Origin of the sequence: Streptomyces sirii (assembly GCF_045690365.1) — a bacterium.
Taxonomy (GTDB): Bacteria; Actinomycetota; Actinomycetes; order Streptomycetales; family Streptomycetaceae; genus Streptomyces; species Streptomyces sirii.
In genome coordinates this window covers 4,015,367-4,035,197 of sequence record NZ_CP147982.1, presented here as the reverse complement: position 1 = coordinate 4,035,197, position 19,831 = coordinate 4,015,367, and the positions used below count along the sequence as shown (strand labels likewise).

16 protein-coding genes are annotated in these 19,831 nt (G+C 72.0%); 7 read left to right on the top strand and 9 right to left on the bottom strand.

Annotated elements, in window-relative coordinates; all coding sequences use genetic code 11:
- Window positions 1-137: 137 nt before the first annotated feature.
- The gene (locus WAB15_RS17975) at window positions 138-923 is read right to left on the bottom strand and encodes an SDR family oxidoreductase (RefSeq protein ID WP_399146636.1); all 786 of its coding nucleotides are present in this window, start codon (window positions 921-923) and stop codon (window positions 138-140) included.
- Between the two features lie 146 nt (window positions 924-1,069).
- Entirely contained in the window at window positions 1,070-2,293 is a 1,224-nt protein-coding gene (locus WAB15_RS17970) for a PLP-dependent aminotransferase family protein (RefSeq protein WP_407286875.1), read from the bottom strand.
- A 183-nt stretch (window positions 2,294-2,476) separates the two neighbouring features.
- Here WAB15_RS17970 and WAB15_RS17965 point away from each other — a divergent pair, with 183 nt between their 5' ends.
- On the top strand, window positions 2,477-3,442 hold the full coding sequence (locus WAB15_RS17965; protein WP_407286874.1) for a hypothetical protein: 966 nt from the start codon (window positions 2,477-2,479) through the stop codon (window positions 3,440-3,442).
- 109 nt (window positions 3,443-3,551) lie between these two features.
- Here WAB15_RS17965 and WAB15_RS17960 read toward each other — a convergent pair whose 3' ends face one another.
- The 3 genes from WAB15_RS17960 to WAB15_RS17950 form a co-directional block, all read right to left on the bottom strand.
- Window positions 3,552-3,761 carry a DUF397 domain-containing protein gene (locus WAB15_RS17960; RefSeq protein ID WP_399146639.1) on the bottom strand — a complete coding sequence of 70 codons (210 nt, stop codon included), beginning with the start codon at window positions 3,759-3,761 and terminating at the stop codon, window positions 3,552-3,554.
- A 244-nt stretch (window positions 3,762-4,005) separates the two neighbouring features.
- Entirely contained in the window at window positions 4,006-4,872 is an 867-nt protein-coding gene (locus WAB15_RS17955) for a helix-turn-helix domain-containing protein (protein WP_407286873.1), read from the bottom strand.
- Window positions 4,873-5,234: 362 nt separating this feature from the next.
- Complete coding sequence (locus tag WAB15_RS17950; RefSeq protein ID WP_399146641.1) at window positions 5,235-5,999, bottom strand: GPP34 family phosphoprotein; 765 nt, start codon at window positions 5,997-5,999, stop codon at window positions 5,235-5,237.
- Window positions 6,000-6,238: 239 nt separating this feature from the next.
- Between WAB15_RS17950 and WAB15_RS17945 the strand changes: the two genes are divergently transcribed.
- Both WAB15_RS17945 and WAB15_RS17940 read left to right on the top strand, forming a co-directional pair.
- Complete coding sequence (locus tag WAB15_RS17945) at window positions 6,239-9,121, top strand: D-alanyl-D-alanine carboxypeptidase (RefSeq protein WP_407286872.1); 2,883 nt, start codon at window positions 6,239-6,241, stop codon at window positions 9,119-9,121.
- Window positions 9,122-9,361: 240 nt separating this feature from the next.
- Window positions 9,362-10,807, top strand: a complete 1,446-nt coding sequence (locus WAB15_RS17940; RefSeq protein WP_407286871.1) for a glycosyltransferase family 39 protein — start codon at window positions 9,362-9,364, stop codon at window positions 10,805-10,807.
- A 105-nt stretch (window positions 10,808-10,912) separates the two neighbouring features.
- On the opposite strand, the gene WAB15_RS17935 is transcribed toward WAB15_RS17940, so the two are convergent.
- Window positions 10,913-11,632 (bottom strand): ArsR/SmtB family transcription factor, encoded by a 720-nt coding sequence (locus WAB15_RS17935; RefSeq protein WP_399146644.1) that lies wholly within the window; start codon window positions 11,630-11,632, stop codon window positions 10,913-10,915.
- Window positions 11,633-11,695: 63 nt separating this feature from the next.
- Here WAB15_RS17935 and WAB15_RS17930 point away from each other — a divergent pair, with 63 nt between their 5' ends.
- Window positions 11,696-12,526, top strand: a complete 831-nt coding sequence (locus WAB15_RS17930; protein WP_399146645.1) for an isocitrate lyase/phosphoenolpyruvate mutase family protein — start codon at window positions 11,696-11,698, stop codon at window positions 12,524-12,526.
- A 29-nt stretch (window positions 12,527-12,555) separates the two neighbouring features.
- Here WAB15_RS17930 and WAB15_RS17925 read toward each other — a convergent pair whose 3' ends face one another.
- Window positions 12,556-12,840: a hypothetical protein gene (locus tag WAB15_RS17925; RefSeq protein WP_399146646.1), complete on the bottom strand. Its 285-nt coding sequence runs from the start codon at window positions 12,838-12,840 to the stop codon at window positions 12,556-12,558.
- Between the two features lie 542 nt (window positions 12,841-13,382).
- On the opposite strand from WAB15_RS17925, the gene WAB15_RS17920 reads away from it, so the two are divergent.
- A complete protein-coding gene (locus WAB15_RS17920) occupies window positions 13,383-13,973 on the top strand; it encodes a hypothetical protein (protein WP_399146647.1) in 591 nt (196 codons plus the stop codon).
- Window positions 13,970-15,244: a sensor histidine kinase gene (locus WAB15_RS17915; protein ID WP_407286870.1), complete on the top strand. Its 1,275-nt coding sequence runs from the start codon at window positions 13,970-13,972 to the stop codon at window positions 15,242-15,244. Before WAB15_RS17920 ends, WAB15_RS17915 begins: the two co-directional genes overlap by 4 nt.
- A 74-nt stretch (window positions 15,245-15,318) precedes the next feature.
- On the opposite strand, the gene recQ is transcribed toward WAB15_RS17915, so the two are convergent.
- Entirely contained in the window at window positions 15,319-17,355 is a 2,037-nt protein-coding gene (gene recQ / locus WAB15_RS17910; protein ID WP_407286869.1) for a DNA helicase RecQ, read from the bottom strand.
- 125 nt (window positions 17,356-17,480) lie between these two features.
- Complete coding sequence (locus tag WAB15_RS17905) at window positions 17,481-18,680, bottom strand: PucR family transcriptional regulator (RefSeq protein ID WP_399146650.1); 1,200 nt, start codon at window positions 18,678-18,680, stop codon at window positions 17,481-17,483.
- Between the two features lie 271 nt (window positions 18,681-18,951).
- Here WAB15_RS17905 and WAB15_RS17900 point away from each other — a divergent pair, with 271 nt between their 5' ends.
- Window positions 18,952-19,821: an SGNH/GDSL hydrolase family protein gene (locus tag WAB15_RS17900; RefSeq protein ID WP_407286868.1), complete on the top strand. Its 870-nt coding sequence runs from the start codon at window positions 18,952-18,954 to the stop codon at window positions 19,819-19,821.
- The last annotated feature ends 10 nt before the right edge of the window (window positions 19,822-19,831 follow it).

Sequence of the window (19,831 nt, the reverse complement as noted above, 5' to 3'; positions counted from 1 at the left end):
CCGCACGGGAGCGGGATCCCGTGCGGCTGACGTTGGTTGAGGCGAGCGCGAGGAAGGGGGCGGAGGGGGGCGAGGAGAGAGGAGGGGGCGGGACAGGCGGGAGAGAGGGAAGGGTGGAGCGGTGCCGAACGGCCCGGCTACCGCATCAATTCCCCCGCGTTGACCAGCAGCGACTGGCCCGTGATGGCGCGCGCCCGGTCGGAGGCCAGGAAGACCGCGGTCTCCGCCACGTCCGCGTCCGTCGCCAGCTCGGGCAGCGCCATCCGCTCGGTGAGCCGGGCGAGCACCTCGGACTCCGGGACGCCTTCGCCGTGCGCCTGGAACCGTACGTACGCCTCGACGGGCGGGCCCCACATCCAGCCCGGTTGAACGGTGTTGACCCGTATGCGGTCCGGGCCCAGCTCACGCGCCAGCGAGTACATCGCCGATACCAGCCCGCCCTTGGACGCCGCATACGCCGCCTGCTGCACCTGTGAAGGTGCGGCGACCGACGACTGGGTGCCGATCATCACCACCGAACCGCCGCCGCGCGCCGTGAGCGACGGCAGGCAGGCCCGGGTCATCCGCAGTGTGCCGAAGAGGTTGACGTCCACGACGTCGCGCCAGGAGTCGAAGTCGGCCTCGCGCAGGCCGCCGAAGAGCGAGTCCAGCGCGGCGACATGGATCACCGCGTCGATGCCGCCGAACCGTTCCACGGCGAGTGCGGCCAGCGCCTCGCACTGCGCCTCGTCGCCGATATCGGTCGCCCGCCAGGCCGTACGCTCGCCCGAAGGGTCGATCTGCGCCGCCGACTTGGCGAGATTGGCCTCCGTGCGGGCTCCCAGCGCGACCGAGGCGCCGTCGCGCACGCAGGCCGCCGCGACCTGATGGCCGAGTCCGGCCCCGACGCCCGAGACGATGACGGTCTTGTTCCGCAGCAGCATGTCCGCCTCCCGGCCGGGCCGCCCAGCACGATTCTGACGGTGCGTCAGAGTAGGGGTGGGGGCCCGGAAAGGCCATAGCGCGCGCTCACCAGGCTTTGGCCGCTACCGGGATCTGCCCGCTACCGGGCGCTGGCCACCTACCGGACTCACCCGTTCCGGTGCGCGCCCTCCAGCGCCGTACGCAGTCGGCCCAGCCCCTCGCGGATCTCCTCCGGGGAGTGCGTCACGAACGACAGCCGGACGGCCGTGGCGTCCGGGGTGCCCGCGAAGAACGGTGCCCCGGGGACATAGGCGACGTCATGCCGTACGACCTCGGGCAGCAGGGCCGTGGCGTCGTAGCCCTCGCGCAGCGTGGCCCAGACGAACATGCCGCCCGCGGGGCGATTCCACCGCGATCCCTCGGGGAGCGCCGCGGCCAGCCCGTCGACCAGTGCGTCCCGCCGCTCTTGGTAGGCGCCGCGCACTCGCGCCAGATGGGCGTCCAGGTCCGCGTCCGCCAAGTACCGCGCCGCGGCCGCCTGGTCGACGGTCGAGGTGTGCAGATCGGCGGCCTGCTTGGCGATGACGCAGGCGCGCCGCAGCCCGGCCGGCAGCCGCAGCGTGCCCAGCCGCAGCCCGGGTGCCATCACCTTGGAGAACGACCCCAGAAGTGCCGTACGGTCCTCGGCCCCGGGGAAGGACGCCACCCACGGCATCGGCTCGCCCTCGAAGCGCAGCTCCCCGTACGGGTCGTCCTCGGCGATCCACAGGCCGCGGCGGGCGGCGACCTCGGCGACCGCGGCCCGTCGTTCGGCGGGCAGGGTGCGGCCGGTCGGGTTCTGGAAAGTGGGGATGACGTAGAGCAGCTTGGGCCGCTCGCGCGCGGCGATCTCGTCGAGCGCGGCCGGGTCCAGCCCGTCGTCGTCGGTCGGCACCGGCACGACCCGCGCTCCGGCGAGCGAGAAGATCTGGAGAGCCGCGAGGTAGCAGGGGTCCTCGACCAGCACCACGTCGCCGGGCTCCAGCAAGGTGGTGGCCAGCAGCGACAGGCCCTGCTGGGAGCCGGTGGTCACCAGCAGATCGGCGGCGTCGGTGGGCAGCCCGCGTGCGCTGTAGCGGGCCGCGACGGCCGTGCGCAGCGCCGGATCGCCCTCGCTGGTGGAGTACTGCAGCGCCCGCTGCGGCTGTTCGGCCAGTACCTGCCGGAAGGCGTCGGCTATCCCCGCCACGTCGAACAGCTCGGGGGCGGGCAGTCCGCCGGCGAACGAGATGACCTCGGGCCGGGCGGTGAGCGCCAGGATGTCGCGTACCGGCGAGCTGCCGGTACGCGCCGCACGCGCGGCCAACTCGGGGGCGGGGGTGCGGGCGTCGGTAAGGATCGCGTCCGGCATGGCGGCTCCCATCGCTCAGGTCTGCGATTAACCAGCGTTAGCTGCAGATGACAGGCATCCTAGGTGCGGCGGGTCGCGACGTGCAGAGGTGCCCGCATGGTGAACGCGCGCGGTGCACCCACCCCCTGCCCTGCGCGGCGCACCCCTCCACTTCTGATGGAACGTCAGCTACACCTGTCTGTCATGACCACAGACGCGACTGGAGACGCGACCACAGGTACGACCGCAGACACGACCCCAAGCGCGACCGCACACGGCACGACCGCACACGGCACGACCGCACACGGCCAGGGATCCCCGGAGGCCGCGGCCGCCGTGGACACCCGGGCCGCCGCCTACGCGGAGCTGGCCGCCGTGGGCCCCTACGGGGTGCGCCCCGGCCATGCGCTGATCACCATGGTCGAACCGCATCCGGGCCACGAGTACGCCTACAACCGCTGGTACGAGGACGACCACTTCATCGCCGGCGCGATGGCGATGCCCTGGATGTTCGCGGGCCGCCGCTGGGTCGCCACCCGCGAGCTGCAGTTGCTGCGCTACCCGGAGGAGTCCGCCGTCGCCCGGCCGGTCACGGCCGGCTGCTACCTCTCCACGTACTGGCTGACCGAAGGTCGCTACGACGAGCACATGAAGTGGACCGTCGGCATCAACAAGCGCCTCAACCGGGACGGCCGGGTCTATCAGGACCGTACGCACGTCTTCACGGCCTTCCAGGACCATGTGGCGACGGTCTACCGCGACGGGGCGGCGGGGCCCCGGGACTTCCATGCGCTGGACCACCCGTACGCGGGGCTGGTGCTGGAGGTGATCGACGCGGACGGCCCGGACGGGCGGGCCGCACTGCTGGAGTGGCTGCGCGCCCGGCGTCTGCCGCGGCGGCTGGCGGGTTCGCCGGCGGCGATGGTCACGGTCTTTCGGCCCACTCCGCTGCCGGGGGACCGGATGACGTACGTGAAGCAGGTCGAGGGCGTCGACACCCGGCTGACGCTGCTGTGGTTCCTCCAGCGGGACCCGCGCGAGTGCTGGGCGGCGCACTTCGCCGGACTGGGGGAGGAGGTCGCGGAGTCGGGGCTGGGGCGGGTGGAGCTGGTGGCGCCGTTCCTGCCGACCGTGCCCGGCACGGACCGGTACGTGGCTGAATTGCGCTGAGGTTTGCTCACAGGGCGTGGGCACCCGGGCATGGCCGAGCCCCCTCGGCCGGGACGGCGATCCAGTCGAGAGGGCTCTGTCTGCGGTGTGCGAACCGTGAGGGTTCAGGTCACGCCACGTCGAACGCGCCGCCGGCGACGTCCGACACGAAGCGGCTCCAGGACGAGTTGTCGAACGTGAGGCGCGGGCCCTCGGGGTCCTTGGAGTCGCGCACCGCGATGGCTGCGGTGGTGGGGACGGCGATCTCCACACAGGCGCCATTGCCACCGGAGTACGAGGACTTGGTCCAGGAGAATGCGGAATTCGGCTGCACGGCCATGTTCACTCCAGATCACTCTGAGTTACCGCGGATTCGGTAGTGACGACGCTACGCGCCAACATCACTAGCCGCAGAGGCCGTTCACCCGTCCGAATGGCATATTCCTTGATCTCTTTTCATGGAAGAGTCGGCGGGTGTACCGTGCGAACCCGGTTTCCGGAATCTCGCATTCCGCCCTATTTCTCCCCTGTCCGGAGCCGGCCCTCCTTCGCGGCCGGGGCCCATTTCCTTCCGCGGTCGGAGCTCATCCCATCGCGTCCGCATGGGATTTCGCCGCGACGGCGATGAACTCCCGGCTCTGTTCCGCGCTCAGCGCCTGTGCGCGCAGGTGCTCATACATGATCGTGTATTTGTGCACATCGTTGGTTTTCTCCAGATAGAGGTCGCTGGTGACCCCCTCGATGTACACCACGCTGGAATCCGAGGCGTCGTCGAATTCCAGGATCGAGAACGTTCCCGACATTCCGGCATGCGCGCCGGTGCCGTAGGGAAGAATCTGAATCGTCACATGCGGCAAATTGCTCATCTCGACGAGATGGTCGAGTTGCTCGCGCATGATCAGATGGCTGCCGACCACGCGCCGCAGCGCGCTCTCGTCCAGCACCACCCACAGCCGCAGCGGGCGCTCGGGGTCGTTGACCCGCTCCTGGCGTCGCATCCGTACCTGGATCCGCTTCTCCAAGTGGTCCGGCGCCAGTTCGGGGACCGTGCCGGGAATGACCGCCTCGGCGTAGCCGGGGGTCTGCAGCAGGCCGGGCACCAGCAGCGACTCGTAGATCCGCAGCGAGGCCGCCTCGGTCTCCAGGCCGATGTAGACGCTGTACGGGATGTCGCCGAAGGCGTGCCACCAGCCCTGCTGGCGGGAGTCCTTCGCCATCTGCATCAGCGAATCGACTATCCGGTGGTCCTCGACCTCGTAGACCCCGCACAGATCGCGGACGTCGCGCTGGCTGATGCTGCGGCGGCCGTTCTCCAGTCTGCTGATCTTCGATTGGGAGACCAGCAGCCGCTCGGCCACCTCTTCCGCCGTCATGCCCTTGAGCTCACGGAGCCTGCGCAGCTCCTGGCCCAAACGGCGTCGCCTGACGGTGGGATTGACAATGGACGCCACGGGAAGTGCACCTCCGGCTCCGTACTGCTGTCGTTTCTGTTCAGCAGACTGCCACTCCGAGGTCACACCGCGCAGTGAAACGCACACAGAAGGCGAGCGAGCGTGTGCGCGGGGTGGCGGGCAGGCCGTCGTCCAGAACGGCCGGCCCGCCACCCCGCGCTCCTTGCTGCGGCTCCCGAACGGGATGGTGGGGACGGTGGTGCGGGTGGTGCGGATGCGCGCCACATCGCGCCGTGGTGCGCGTGTCGCATCGCGGCGTGTTGCGAGTGCCGTACGGCGTGTCGTGCGGTGTACGGCGGCGGTACGGGGCGTCGCACGGCGCGTGCCGGGTCGTGCGGCACGCCGTACGGCGCTTTACGGCGTCAGCGGGCGCCCACGCGGGCCATCCTGCTGTGGCCGCCGTGCCGTGACTGGCCCGGCGCGCCGGCCGCGTCGGCCGTGGCACGGGACGCGGGTTGCCGTGGGGCTCCCGCGCCGGCGGCCTGCGGCCGCCGGGGCTGCGCCGCGGCACCGTTCTGTACGTCCATGACGGCGTGTGCGACCAGCCCGCCCATCGGATCGTGGCGGATCAGATCCCGGAGACGGGAGCGCGATGACCGCCCCTCGTTGCCCGGGTAGAGGTGCTTGCCGAGTCCGACCGCATGGGCCAGCGCGGCGAGCGCCGCGGTCCGCGGGTCCGGGGGTACGCCGGTGCGGATCGCGTTGTCCAGCCGGGCCCTGATTTCCCGGCTGATGGCCGTCTCCGTCGCCTGGTAGCGCGTCGTCGGCAGTACCCCGCACATCTGTCCCGCCACGGCATGGACCATGCCGCACCGTTCGAGATGCGTGAGGTAGGTCTGGCGCAGCCCCAGTCGGGGCCCGCCGATCCAGTGGACCGCGCGCACCGGACTGCCGCGTCGGCGCAGCAGTTCGAGCGCGGAGTCCAGAGTCGGATCTCCTGTCGGCCGTGCCATCACCACGGCGATACGATCCCCGTCTGGGGCTATCCGTCCTGCCAGAGCCAGCTCTACTAGCTGGGCCCCGGCCAGGCCGAGGTCGAGCGACTGCGGCTGCGCTGTGGTACCCGTCGTCGGGTCCAAAGCGAGCAGCAGAAGCTCCTCCGGAATTGTTCTGCGGCTCCTGCCCATCCATGCCTCCCCGCGTGGATGAATGACAGGGTGACCCCTCTCACATTCATCTGTCGAGAGTGCGTGGGGGGTTCGGTAGGGAACCAGTAGGTATGTCGTTCTCGTCTTGCACGTCGGCGACAGCTATCCGTGGGGTGCGGCGGGTACCGGTTCGCGTGGCGGCGGGGTGGCGTCGCGCGGACACAGGACACTTGGGAACACTTGGCCAGGCAGCAGTGCGACGTATGAAGGAGACATCGGTGGCGGGCGAGTCCCCCGACAAGTCGGACAAGAAGCAGGCGTCGGGGAAGACGTCGCGGAGCGAACGCGATCCGCGCCTGTCCGTTTTCCGAGGGGAGCCGGACGAGCCGGCGAAGGAACCGGGCGCGAAGCGGACGTCGGAGCCCGAGGAGAAGCCCGATGGGAAGGCCGATGCGGAGTCCGGTGGGAAGTCCGGGGCGAAGGCCGATGCGGAGTCCGCGGTGAAGGCCGGAGCCACGGACGCGGATGAGTCCTCGGCTGAGTCCTCGGTGGAGCCGGAGGCGTCTGAGGGGGCTGAGGAGGCCGCTGGGGACGGCGAGGTCGCCGAGGGCGGTGACGACCGTCTGCGGGCCGCTGTGGCCGCCTGGGTCGCGGAGAAGGGCGATGAGGGCGGCGCGGACGGCGATGCCGATGCCGACGACGCGGCCGACGAGGCGGCCGACGACGCTTCCTCGAAGTCGGAACCGAAGTCGGAGCCGGAGCCGGAGCCGAAGTCGGAGAAGCGGGCGGACGCGCCGGGCAAGGCCGAGGAGAAGCCCAGGGCCGAGGAGAAGCCCAGGGCCGAGGAGAAGCCCAGGGCCGAGGAGAAGCCCAGGGCCGAGGAGAAGCCCAGGGCCGAGGAGAAGCCCAGGGCCGAGGAGAAGCCCAAGGCCGAGGAGAAGCCCAAGGCCGACGAGAAGCCCGCGGTTGACGGGAAGTCCGAGGCCGAGTCGAAGCCCGAGACCGAGCCCGCAGCGAAGGCTGAGGCCGAGTCCAAGTCTGAGCCCACGGCCAAGCCCAAGGTTGTCGATCAGCCGACTGCCGTCTTCAAGACCGTCGGGCCGCAGAAGGGCAAGCCGGACGAGGTCCAGGCCGACGCCGAAGCCGACGAGTCGGCGGTGGATGACGCGACCCGAGTCTTTGCTGTCGCGAAGGCTAAGGGGAAGGGTGCGGCGGCCGAGTCCGTCGACCAGGCGACCACCGTCTTCAAGATCCCGCCGTCCGCCAAGGACAAGCCCGCGGCCAAGTCGAAGCCCGAGGCCGAACCGGAGCCCAAGCCCGCCCCCAAGGGTAAGAGCGAGGGCAAGGACAAGGGCAAGGAAGAGGCGACCGAAGCCAAGAGCGGTGCCAAGGTCGAGGCCAAGGGCAGCGCCAAGGCCGACGCCAAGAGCGCCCCCGAGCGCGACGCCGAGCGGACCAGCCAGTTCATCGCGCTGAAGTCGGCGGACGACGGCACGGCGGACAAGTCGCTGGGCAAGACGGCGCCCAAGACGCCCACCACCCGTACGCCCGACAAGGCGGCGGAGCAGGCCGCGGAGAAGCTTGCGGAAAAGCCGACCGCAAAGCCGACCGCAAAGCCGGGCGCAAAGCCGGGCGCAAAGCCGGGCGCAAAGCCCGCGGACGAGGCATCCGGCGGTGCGACCGCCGACAAGGCCTCGGGCTCCCTGCCGTCCGCCGCCCCCGCGAAGCCGACCGCGTCACCCCGGCCCGCCGGCCGGCCGGGCGCCATGCCGCCCGCCTCCACGGGTGCCACGGCCGAGGCCGGTCCCGCCGCGATGCCCGAGTCGGAGCGGACCAAGCAGGAACCCCTGCCGCCGCTCGACCTCCTGGCGAAGCTCACCAACACCCCGCCGCCGCCCGAGACCACGCTGCGCACGGTCGTCCGCCGGTTCAAGATCTGGACCCCGCTGGCGGTGCTGCTGGCGATCATCTTCGTGATCGTCCAGGCGGTGCGCCCGCTGCCCGCCCCGGCGGTCGTCCTCGGCGACGCCAAGTCCTCGTTCGTCTTCGAGGGCGGCAAGCTCTCCATCCCGTGGCCCGAGCACGGGCAGGCGGCGGTCAAGGTCGTGGGCTCCGGTGACGTGGGGACGTTCGGCGAGCAGAAGCCGGTGCCGACCGCGAGCGTCGCCAAGATCATGACGGCCTACGTGATCCTCAAGGAGCACCCGCTCAAGAAGGACGACAAGGGCCCGCAGGTCGAGGTCGACGACAAGGCGGTGACCGAGGGCGGCTCCACCGACGAGTCGCGGATCGAGGGGCTCAAGGCGGGGCAGAAGTTCAGCCAGCAGGACATGCTCAAGATGCTGATGATCCCGTCCGGCAACAACATCGCCCGGCTGCTTGCCCGTTGGGACACCCAGTCCGCCAATGAGGGCGCGTTCGTCAAGAAGATGAACGCCGCCGCCAAGGACCTGGGCATGAAGAACACCACCTACACCGACCCCAGCGGTCTGGACCCCAAGACCGTGAGCACCGCCGTCGACCAGATCAAGCTCGCCGAGGCCGTCATGAAGTTCGACGCCTTCCGGCCGATCGTCGCCATGACCAACGCGGAGATCCCGGGCCTGCCGGGCCGGATCAACAACAACAACGACAACCTGCTGCTGGAGCCCGGACTGAGCATCAAGGGCATCAAGACCGGCTCCAGCACCGCGGCCGGCGGCACGCTGTCCTGGGCGGCCTACAAGACGGTGGACGGCAAGGACCGCCTGATACTCGGCGCGATGCTGGACCAGCACTTCAAGGGCCTGGACCCCAACGCCGAGAACAGCCTCACCATGGTCAAGAACAACAGCCAGAAGGTCATCGCCGCCGTACGCGAAGCGCTGACCTCGGCCACGGCGGTGAAGAAGGGGCAGGTCGTCGGCTATGTCGACGACGGCCTGGGCGGGCTGACGCCGGTCGTCGCCACCAAGGACCTGAAGGCGGTCGGAGTCTCCGGCCAGAAGCTGAAGCTGAGCATCGGCGACGGCGGCAAGACCGTCGCGCACGAGGTGAAGGCCGGGACCACCGTCGGTGTGCTGACCGTCGGCAGCGGCCAGCGGGCCCAGAAGGTGCCGGTGGCCCTGCAGAAGGACCTCGTCGAGCCGTCCTTCGGAGCGAAGCTGACCCGGATCGGGTGAGTGGGCCGGGGCTCCGGGCCGGCGTGCGGCAGCGCCGCCGTGCCGGCCGGAGCCCCGGCACCCTGCGCTTCGCCTCCGTCCCCCCCCGGTCTTCTCCGTCGCCGGAGCCCGTCACCGGAGCCCGTCATCGACGTAGCGCAGACAGAGCAGGCGGCGCCACGGCAGCCGCAGGAGGCGGAGGCGTGCGCCCCCGCCACGCCCCCCCGCCGCGCGCGGCTGGCCCAGGGCGCGGTGGTGCTGATGCCCTCCGGGCTGATACTGCTCCTGGGGGCGTGGGGGATCCGCCGGCAGGACGCCGTCTGGCGGGACGAGGCGGTCACCTACGACATGGCGCACCGCGCCCTGGCCGACCTGTGTCGCACGCTCCAGCACGTCGACGTCGTGCACGGCCTGTACTACGCGCTGATGCACGGCTGGTTCCGCCTCTACGACGCCACCCTCGGCGACGCCCTCGGCGCCGCGGCCGGCCTGCGGCTGCCGTCCGTGGTCGCGATGACCGCCGCCGCGGCGGGCGTCGCCCTACTGGGGCAGCGGCTGGTCGGGCGGCGGGCGGGTCTGCTCGCGGGCCTCACCTTCGCGCTGATCCCGGTGGTGCAGCAGTACGCGCAGGAAGGGCGCTCCTACGCGACGGTCTGCGCCCTGGTCGTCTGGGCCACGCATCTGCTGGTGCGAGGCGCCGCCCGTCCGCGCCGACGGTGGTGGCTCGGGTACACGGCGCTGATGCTGTTCGCCTGCCTGCTGCACGAGTTCGCGTGTCTGGCACTGCCCGCACACGGCGCCGCGGTGATCCTGGCGCGCCTGCCGCGCCGCATGCTGCGCGCCTGGGCCCTGTCCGCCGTCACCGTCCTCGCCGGTCTGGCCCCGCTCGCGGTCTTCAGCACCCGCCAGTCCGCGCAGATCGGCTGGCTCATGTGGCCGGACCCCCTGCAGTTGCTGACCTTCGCGGTGCTCGCGGTCCTCGGCCTGGCCTGCGCCCGTGTCCGGGTGCGCTCCCGCGGCCCCATCGGCCTGCGCGCCCTGGGCATTCCGCTGCTCCTGCTCCCCACCCTCCTGCTGCTCCTGCTGTCGCACGTCGAACCGGCCTACGTCGACCGCTACGTCCTCTACTACGTCGTCGGATTCGCGCTGCTCGCGGGCGCCGCGCTGGCTCGCCTCCTCCGCCCCGCGGGTGAGCCGGGCCAGACCCGGCCGCGTCGGCTGCGCCGGACGCTGGCCCTGGCCGCCGCCCTGGCCGCGCTCCTCCCCGTCGATGTCCGTCTGCGCAGCCCCGACAGCCGGGTCGACGACGTCAGCGCGGTCGCCCGGGCGGTACGGGAGATCGCCGAGCCGGGCGACGGCCTGCTCTTCATGCCGTCCCGGCGCCGCATCTGGACGGCGACCCGGCCGCACGACTTCCGGGGTCTGGCCGACCTCGCTCTGTCCAGGAGCCCCTCGGCGTCCCACACCCTCTACGGGACGGAGCTGTCCGGCGACGCGATCCGCGAGCGGATACTGGTCAGCCGCCGCATCGTGGTCGCCGGGGACCCGGCCGGGCAGCTGTCGGACGACAGCGACCAGGAGATCGCCAAGCGGGCCACGCTGCGCTCGTCGTTCGTGGAGTGCGAGGTCACGGAGGTCCGGGGGGCCCGGATGGCGCTCTACGCACGGGCGGGCGGTACGGGCGACGGGGGCGCGGGAGGGTGTTGAGGCGGAACGCCTCTGTTCGTGGGGCGTGGCCGCGCCCGCGGTGTACCTCAGAGACAGGAGACCGGGGGGCGGGCCCCAGGGGCCGCCCCGAGCGCGTCGCCCTCGTCACAGAAGGTCCGCCCCCACCCCGTCGATCCCCAGCAGGTCCCTCAGCGCCGTCGCCCCGTCGTGGGTGAGGCGGACCGCTCGGCCGCTGCCGACACGGCGGACCCAGTGGCGGTCCAGGAGGCGGTCGCAGAGGCGGGCGCCGGCCGCGCCCGCGAGATGGGGGCGGCGCTCGGTCCAGTCGAGGCAGCCACGGGCCTGCGGGCGGCGGCCGGTGCGCAGTGCGGTGGGGTCGATGCCCAGCTCGTCGGTGAGCCAGTCCCGGCCGGCGTCGGTGAGCGCGAAGCCGCCGTCCTGGTCGAGCAGGCCGCGCCCGGTCATCGCGTCGGTGATCGTCACGCCGAGTCGGCCGGCCAGATGGTCGTAGCAGGTACGGCCGCGGGCGAGGGCGGCGGAGGCGTTCACCGCGCGCAGCCCGCGCGGCTTCTCGGCCGGCCGGTCGAGCTGCGCGGTCAGCGACTCCAGCAGCTCGGCGACGTGCGGGCCGGCGAGCTGGACGTAGCGATGGCGGCCCTGGCGCCGCTCGACGAGCAGCCCGCCTTCGATCAGCCGGGTCAGATGCTCGCTCGCCGTCGAGGGCGCGACCTGCGCATACGCCGCCAGCTCGCCGGCCGTCCAGGCGCGGCCGTCCAGCAGCGCCAGACAGAAGGAGGCACGGGTGCGGTCCGCGAGCAGCGCGGCCAGCCGCGCGAGCTCGATGCTGTACGCCGGAGTGGTCATGACTCGATTGTCCGCCGCGAGTCTTCGGTGCCTACCGAAGGAAGACATGCCTACGGTGCCCGTATGAGTGCCTCTCCGGAGTACGCCACCTTCCATTTCCACGCGCTGCACCACGCCGACCAGCCGCTGCTGCTGCCCAACGCCTGGGATGTCGCCTCGGCCGTCGCGCTCGCCGGGGCCGGGTATGCGGCGATCGGCACGACGAGCCTGGGGGTCGCCGCCGCCCACGGCTACCCGGACGGGCGCGCCCTCGCCGAGGTCCGGGACGCGACGCTGGCCCTGGCGCTGCGCCTCAACGGCCGGCTGGCCTGTCCGTACACCGTCGACATCGAGGGCGGCTTCGGCGGCGATCCGGCCCAAGTCGCCGAGCTGGCGGGCGAGTTGGCGGAGGCCGGGGCCGCGGGGCTCAATCTGGAGGACGGGCTGCCCGGTGGTGCGGGGCTGCAGGATCCGGTCCGTCAGGCCGAGTTGATTACCGCGGCGAAGGAGCGCGCGCCGGGGCTGTTCCTCAACGCCCGGATCGACACCCACTGGCTGGTGGACGCTCCGCCGCCGCTGTCGGCGACGCTCGCGCGCGCCGAGAGCTATCTGGCGGCGGGCGCGGACGGCATCTTCGTACCGGGCGTGGTGGCCGACGACGATGTATCGGCGCTGGTCAGCGAGGTTCCCGCACCGCTGAACATCCTCTTCACGCCCGGGCGGCACACCCTCAGCCGACTGGCGGAACTCGGTGTGCGCCGCATCAGCACCGGCTCACTGCTCTTCCGTACGGCCCTGTCGGCCGCCCTCGGGGCAGCGGATGCCATCCGTACGGGACGGGAGCTGCCGGATGTGGCTGGAGGGGCCGGTGCGGTGCTGGGGTATCAGGAGGTGCAGCGGCTGCTGGGGGAGTAGTGCCCGGCGGGGAGCGCCGGGCCGGCGGCTCAGGCCTGCGAGCTGCGGGCCCCGTGGCGGCGGCGGTGTACGGCGATGACCGTCCCGGCCACGCCCAGCGCGCCCGCGCCGCCCAGCAGCCCCGCCTTGGGCAGGTGGCCGGCCCTCTCGGCCAGTCCGGCCAGACCGTTGTCGGGCAGCATGATCGACGTGCGGCTCTCCGTGGGCGCGGTGGAATCGGCGGCGGAGGCGGCGCCCGCGGGAAGCAGCAGGACGGCCAGCGCGCCGGTCGCGACGGTGGCGGTACGGATCACGGTGCGGCACTGGGCCCGCATGGGTACTCCTCGTCGGGGCGGCTCGGCTCGGGCCGCCGTAGGGGCGCGGTAACGAGACAGCACGTTACGGAGCGTCCTTAACGGCGATCCATACGTTGTGTAACAGTCAGCGGGATCTCTGGGATCGGTCGTGTGACGGGGCGTCCGATACGGCCCGGTCAAAGACGGCAAAGGCCACCAAGGCGCCTTCGAGCGTCACGCGTCACGCGTCGCGCCGCACGGCGGTACCGCTATCGGCAGCGACATGGGCAGCGACATCGGCAGCGCCGCGCCGTCGGAATGGCCGCGCTGAAGATTCCCCCTCCGGCCACCTTGGTTAGCTTGGTGTCGCTGGGTCAGTTGATTCCCGTTCATGGTGTGGCGCGTGTGTGGTGGTACGCGCGTACGGAGTCCAGGGAGGCGGTGGCGATGCCATGCGGCGGTGGCGATGCCGCGGGTGGCGGGGACGATGCCGTCTGCGGTGCCGGCGGTGGTGGCACCCCCGCGCGCACCTGACCGGCCGGGGCGCGCATACGGCTCGCGTCGCCCTCGCCGTGCTGGCCGTGCTCCCCCTCCTCCCGCTCCTCGGCGGATGTGCCGGCCTGGAGGGCCTGCGCAACGACGGGCGGGCCAGGGACGTCAGGGCCCCGCTCGCGCTGTGGCCGGAGTACACGCCCGCCCCGCTCGGCCGGGACGACAACCCCGCGGCGGTCAAGCCCGTACGCGGTGTCCCGCGCATCCCCAGCGGCAGCATGGCGGACGCGGACGCGCTGGCCGTCCTCGACGCGGACCTCACCGCGGAGGGCCGGCGTCCGCCCGCCCCGAAGACCGTACGCGGCCCTCGCTTCTACGACGTCACGCACGACGGCAGGCCGGACCTGATCACGGTGATCGACCGCGACCCCCGCAACAGCGAGCTGCGGGTCTACAGCGCCCGGAACGGGGTGGTGACCCGGGTCCTGGCGCTGCCCGGCGTGCTCGCCGGGGTGGAAGTGGCGGCCGGCCACCTCTCCATCCGTGAGCCCACCAAGGACCCGCGCTATGTCGCCGTCACCGACTACGTCTGGGACGGCGACTCGCTGGCCCTGTGGGACCTCACCCTGGACGAGCCTCGCAAGCGGCCGACCGCGTCCACCGGCGGCGGCAGCCCGTGAGGCGCCCGGCGGTCTCCCTCCGCTGGAAGATCGCGCTGACCGTGATGGCGGTGAGCTGCGCGGTCGCCGCGGCCCTCGGCGTCCTGGTGCACAACGCGGTGGCCCGTCAGACCGTCGGCCAGCTGCGCAAGGAGACCCGCGTCAACCTCGACACCGCCCTGGACGCCTTCGAGTACGGCACCTCGCGCGAGGGCGTCAACTCCGTCCTCGATCCACCGGAACTGCCGGACGGGCTGAGGGAGTTGGTGCGCTCCGGCAACCGCGGCAGCATGGTCGGTACCTATCGCGGCCACCCCGTCATGTGGGCGGCGGCTCCGGCCGACAGCCAGGTGATGGCCGTCTGGTCGCCGTACGGCACCACCCGCGGCTCGCTGGAGACCCTCGACACCGCCATCCTCGGCTCGGCCGTGCTCGCCGCCACGGCCGTGGCCCTGGCCGGGCTCTTCCTCGCCCACCGCATCAGCCGCCGGCTGACCACCACGGCGGCGGTGGCGCGCCGGATCACGGCCGGCGACCTCGACGCCCGGGTCGGCAGCGGTCCAGGTCGGGGGGCCGGCGGTGGCCCTGCGGGGCAGGACGAGGTGGCGGCGGTGGCGGCCGCCCTGGACTCGGTGGCCGGTTCGCTGCAGAGCCGGCTGCGGGCCGAGCAGCGCTTCACCGCCGATGTCGCCCATGAACTGCGGACGCCCCTCACGGGCATCCTCGCCTCGGCCGAGCTGCTCCCGGAGGGCCGCCCCAAGGAGATGATCAACGACCGGCTGCGGGCGCTGCACCGCCTCACCGAGGACCTGCTGGAGATCTCCCGGTTGGACTCCGGCACCGAGCACGCCGACCTCGCCGCATACGAGCTGGGCGCGCTGGTCGAGCGCTCGGTGCGCGCCACCGGTCTCGACACCGAGATGCGGATCCGCTCCGAGCCGGTCGTCGACACCGACCGGCGCCGCCTCGACCGCATCGTCGCCAACCTCGTCCTCAACGCACACCGGCACGGCCGGCCCCCGGTCGTCGTCACCGTCGACGCCCCGCCCGACGGCCCGCCGACCATCGAGGTGCGCGACCACGGGCCGGGCTACCCGGTCGATCTGCTGCGCGAAGGGCCGCAGCGCTTCCGCACCGACGCACCCGGGCGCGGCAAGGGCCACGGACTGGGCCTGACCATCGCCGTCGGTCAGGCCGCCGTCCTGGGTATCGACCTGCGGTTCTCCAACGTCCCCGACGGCGGCGCCCGTGCCGTCCTGCGACTACCGCAGGGTGCTGCGGACACCCCCTGACCTAGAGTCTGTCCGATGGTCAGGGCCGGGCCCGCGGCGTCCGGCACGGCGCCTCGCGGCGTCCGCAGGTCCGCCTACCAGTCGATGTCATCCGGCGGCTCCGGCAGCGCCTCGTCCTCCTCCGGCTCCGGCTCTGTCGCCGTAAGGCCGCCTCGGGCCGGCGCGGCGCCCGCCGCGACCGCCGCGGAGTCCGCCTGTCCTGCCCCGCCTTCGCCTGGCCCTTCCGCGTCTGCTCCGTCGCCGTCCCGCCCCGCCAGTACGTCCAGGATCTGCTGGCCGTACTTCGCGAGCTTGTTCTCGCCGACCCCGTTGACCGTGCCCAGCTCGGCGGCCGTCGCGGGGCGGGCGGTGGCGATCTCCCTGAGCGTCGCATCGTGGAAGATCACATACGCGGGCACGCCCTGCTCCTTGGCCGTACGGCCCCGCCAGCCGCGCAGCGCCTCGAAGAGCGGCAGCGCCTCCGGCGGCAGGTCCACCGGCGCCCGCTTGGCCTTCGCCTTGGCCTTGGCCGCCCGCGCGGCCTTCTCCGGCTCCCGGCGCATCGGCACCTCGCGCTCACTGCGGAGGACCTCGCCGCTGGTGTCCGTGAGCACCAGCGTGCCGTAGTCGCCCTCGACGGCGAGCAGGCCCTGTGCCAGCAACTGCCGTACGACACCCCGCCATTCGGCCTCGCGGAGATCGGCCCCGATCCCGAAGACGCTCAGGGCGTCATGGTCGAACTGAATGACCTTGGCGGTCTTCCGGCCCATCAGGATGTCGATGATCTGCCCCGCACCGAACTTCTGCCCGCGCTCCCGCTGCAGCCGTACGACCGTCGACAGCAGCTTCTGCGCGGGGACCGTGCCGTCCCAGGTCTGCGGCGGGGTCAGGCAGGTGTCGCAGTTGCCGCAGGCGGTGCTCTCCTGGCCGAAGTAGGCCAGCAGCCGGACCCGCCGGCACTCCACGGCCTCGCACAGCGCCAGCATCGCGTCGAGGTGGGCCGACAGCCGCCGGCGGTGTGCCTCGTCCCCCTCCGATCCGTCGATCAGTTTCCGCTGCTGCACCACGTCCTGCAGCCCGTAGGCCAGCCAGGCCGTCGACGGCTGGCCGTCGCGCCCGGCGCGCCCGGTCTCCTGGTAGTAGCCCTCCACCGATTTCGGCAGGTCCAGATGCGCCACGAACCGCACGTCCGGCTTGTCGATCCCCATCCCGAACGCGATCGTGGCCACCACGACCAGCCCGTCCTCCCGCAGGAAGCGGGCCTGGTTGGCGGCGCGCACGCGGGCATCGAGCCCGGCGTGATACGGCACCGCGTCGATGCCGTTGTCCACCAGGAACTGCGCGGTCTTCTCCACCGACGCACGCGACAGGCAGTAGATGATCCCCGCATCGCCCGGGTGCTCGGTCCGCAGCAGCTCCAGCAGCTGCTTCTTCGGCTCGCTCTTCGCCGCGATGCGGTACTGGATGTTCGGCCGGTCGAAGCTCGCCACGAAGTGCCGGGCGTCCGCCATCCGCAGCCGTGAGGTGATCTCGGCATGGGTGGCCTCGGTCGCGGTGGCGGTCAGCGCGATCCGCGGGACCTCGGGCCAGCGCTCGTGCAGCATCGACAGCGCCAGATAGTCCGGCCGGAAGTCGTGGCCCCACTGCGCGACGCAGTGTGCCTCGTCGATCGCGAACAGTGAGATCTTCCCCCGGTCGAGCAGGCTCAGCGTCTGCTCCACCCGCAACCGCTCCGGCGCCAGATACAGCAGGTCCAGCTCCCCGGCCAGGAACTCGGCCTCGACGAGCCGCCGCTCCTCCAGATCCTGTGTCGAATTGAGGAACCCGGCCCGCACGCCGAGCGCCCGCAAGGCGTCGACCTGGTCCTGCATCAAGGCGATCAGCGGGGAGATCACGACCCCCACACCGCCTCTGACCAGCGAGGGAATCTGATAGCACAGCGATTTGCCGCCACCGGTCGGCATCAGGACGAGGGCGTCCCCGCCCCCTATGACGTGGTCGATGATCTCCTGCTGGCTGCCGCGGAACGCCTCATACCCGAACACCCGGCGCAGCACCTGCACCGCCTCGTTCGCTTCCGAAGCGTTTTCCACATCCATGTCCACGACCACTTCCACGTCCGCCAGAGCCATTCCAGAAGCCTACGAGGTTCCGCGGGCCCGCCGCCGAGCCTGTGGATAACTCCTGTCATGGACGGCGCCGGTCCGCACCGGTCCGGTGGGCGCGCGGACGCGCCCCAGCCCTGCGCGGACGCGCCTCATCCCTGTTCGAAGGACAGCAGCGGCAGCGCGTGCAGCGCCACGGCGAGGTCGGCGGTCGCTCGGGGATCCTTCAGGGAGCGCCCGGTCAGCTCCTCCAGCCTGTGCAGCCGGTAGCGCACGGTGTTGCGGTGGCAGTACAGCAGCTCCGCCGCGCCGGCCGTCGAGCCGGCGGAGGCGAACCAGCACTCCAGGGTCTCCAGCAGCCGGTCCCGTTCGACGGCCGGCAGCTCCAGTACGCCCTTGAAGACCGCCCGCGCGATCCGCCCGGCCTCTTCCGGGGCCGCGGCGACGAGCAGGGCGGCCGGGCTGTCGTCGAACCGCGCGATGCCCGTCGACCGCCCGCGGCCGCCCGCCAGCGCCAGCCGCGCCAGCCGCAGCGCTCTGGGGGTCTCCCGCAGGTCGCGGTACGCGGGACTGACGCCCACCCGGGAGGCTGCGGATCGCCCCAGCACCCGCAGGGCGGCCTCCTCGGCCCCCGGATGGTGCACGGCGATCACACCGACCTGGAGGTCGGGCAGCAGGCGCCAGGCCGACCGCAGCTGCTCGGCCAGGAGGCGCGCCTCGATCCCGGGGACCGCCTCCCGGCCCGGGGCGGGCACCTCGGCCGCCACGACCAGATACGGCCCGCCGGCCGGCAGGCCGAGCACGTCCGCGGTCTCCCACAGGGTCGTGCGATCGGTGAGCATCCCGGTGAACAGGGCCTCGACCAGGGCGGATCGTTCGCGCTCCCGCTGGAGCACCAGCTCGGACGCCTCCTCGCGGTAGGCGTCGCTGGCCGCCGCCGCGAGGCCCTCGTTCACCCACCACGCGGCCAGGGACACGATCGTGTCGGTGGTGACGCCCTCGGCGGAGCGGGCCTCGTCGGCCAGCTCGGACCACAGGAACTCGGACCCGACACGGTAGGCGTGCAGCATCTCGGCCAACGGCTCTCCCTGGCGGGCCCGTTCGCGGCCGGTGTCCTGCGCGGTGGTCATGTCGGAGGTGTCGCAGCCGGTGATGAGGCTCTGGAAGACCAGCTCGGCGTTGCTGAGGCAGGACGCCCTCAGCTCCTCGAAGGACACCCGCTCCTCACTGCCGTAGTACGTCACCTCGGCGCGGATGCGGCGGGCCATCCGCACGCTCAGTTCCGGTGCGCGGGCCAGCAACGAGGCCGCTATGGGGGTGATTTCGGCAGGCGGGACCGGTACACGGGGCATGAACCGCAGATTACAAAGACCGGCCCGCCGATGAACGGAGTTGTGCCCGGGGACAACGGGGACGGTGGTGCTGCTGTGCGCCGGCACATGGCCCGTACGGCGGGTGGCCGCGACGATGTCGGAGACGTTACCGGCCGGTATCGGACCCAGCTTCCGTCTCGCTGCCTTCTCAGGGGGAACTGTGCCCAGAGCCGTCACACACAGCACCGCGAACACCGACGCACCACACAGCACTGCGAACACCCGTGCACCACAGAGCACCACGCGCACCATGAAGTGGTCATCCGCCCTGGCCGGTGCCGGGCTCCTGGCCGCCACCCTCACCACCGGCGTCTCGCCCGCCCACGCCGCGGACAGCGCCGGGACCGGCAAGTACGTGGCGCTCGGCGATTCCTACGCCGCCGGCGCCGGGGTCCTGTCGCAGTCCGCGGGCCTGTGCATGCGCTCCGACCACAACTACGGCCATCTCGTCGCCGCGGCGCTCGCCCCGTCCTCGTACGTGGACAAGACCTGCGCCGGAGCGAAGGTGAGCGCGCTCAGCACGCCCCACAAGGACGCCGGGGTGGTGGTCAACGGCCCCCAGCTCGACGCCGTCACCGCGGACACCTCCCTGATCACGCTCACCATCACCGGCAACAACCTCGGCCGCTCCGACTTCGGCTTCGGCGATGTCGCGGTCGTCTGCTCGGCCGTGTCCCTGACCAACCCCTTCGGTACTCCCTGCCGCGACCTGTACAAGGACACCCTCAGCACCTGGCTGGACGAGGCGACCGCCCAACTGGCCAAGGACCTCGGGACGATGCGCGCCAAGGCGCCGAAGGCCAGGGTGCTGATCGTCGGCTACCCGTCCGTGCTGCCCGACGACCCCACCAAGTGCCTGGGCCAGATGCCCGTCACGACCGGGGATCTGACGTTCCTGCGCTCCGTACTCGGCGAACTCAACGACAAGGTCGCCAAGACCGCCACCGCCGCGGGCGCCACCTACGTCGACACGCTCGGCCCGACCAAGGGGCATGACAGCTGCTCGGCGGACAAATGGGTGGAGGGCCTGATCCCGACCAAGCCGGCCGTCCCACTGCACCCCAACGCCACCGGCGAACGCGCCATGGCCGACGCGGTGTTGCACGCGCTCGGCCGCTGAGCCAGGCGCC

Bases quoted from the DNA above. Each gene is read 5' to 3' on its own strand.
- WAB15_RS17975 (WP_399146636.1), bottom strand. From the start codon at position 923: ATGCTGCTGCGGAACAAGACCGTCATCGTCTCGGGCGTCGGGGCCGGA.
- WAB15_RS17970 (WP_407286875.1), bottom strand. From the start codon at position 2,293: ATGCCGGACGCGATCCTTACCGACGCCCGCACCCCCGCCCCCGAGTTG.
- WAB15_RS17965 (WP_407286874.1), top strand. From the start codon at position 2,477: ATGACCACAGACGCGACTGGAGACGCGACCACAGGTACGACCGCAGAC.
- WAB15_RS17960 (WP_399146639.1), bottom strand. From the start codon at position 3,761: ATGGCCGTGCAGCCGAATTCCGCATTCTCCTGGACCAAGTCCTCGTAC.
- WAB15_RS17950 (WP_399146641.1), bottom strand. From the start codon at position 5,999: ATGGGCAGGAGCCGCAGAACAATTCCGGAGGAGCTTCTGCTGCTCGCT.
- WAB15_RS17940 (WP_407286871.1), top strand. From the start codon at position 9,362: ATGCCCTCCGGGCTGATACTGCTCCTGGGGGCGTGGGGGATCCGCCGG.
- WAB15_RS17935 (WP_399146644.1), bottom strand. From the start codon at position 11,632: ATGACCACTCCGGCGTACAGCATCGAGCTCGCGCGGCTGGCCGCGCTG.
- WAB15_RS17930 (WP_399146645.1), top strand. From the start codon at position 11,696: ATGAGTGCCTCTCCGGAGTACGCCACCTTCCATTTCCACGCGCTGCAC.
- WAB15_RS17925 (WP_399146646.1), bottom strand. From the start codon at position 12,840: ATGCGGGCCCAGTGCCGCACCGTGATCCGTACCGCCACCGTCGCGACC.
- recQ (WP_407286869.1), bottom strand. From the start codon at position 17,355: ATGGCTCTGGCGGACGTGGAAGTGGTCGTGGACATGGATGTGGAAAAC.
- WAB15_RS17905 (WP_399146650.1), bottom strand. From the start codon at position 18,680: ATGCCCCGTGTACCGGTCCCGCCTGCCGAAATCACCCCCATAGCGGCC.
- WAB15_RS17900 (WP_407286868.1), top strand. From the start codon at position 18,952: ATGAAGTGGTCATCCGCCCTGGCCGGTGCCGGGCTCCTGGCCGCCACC.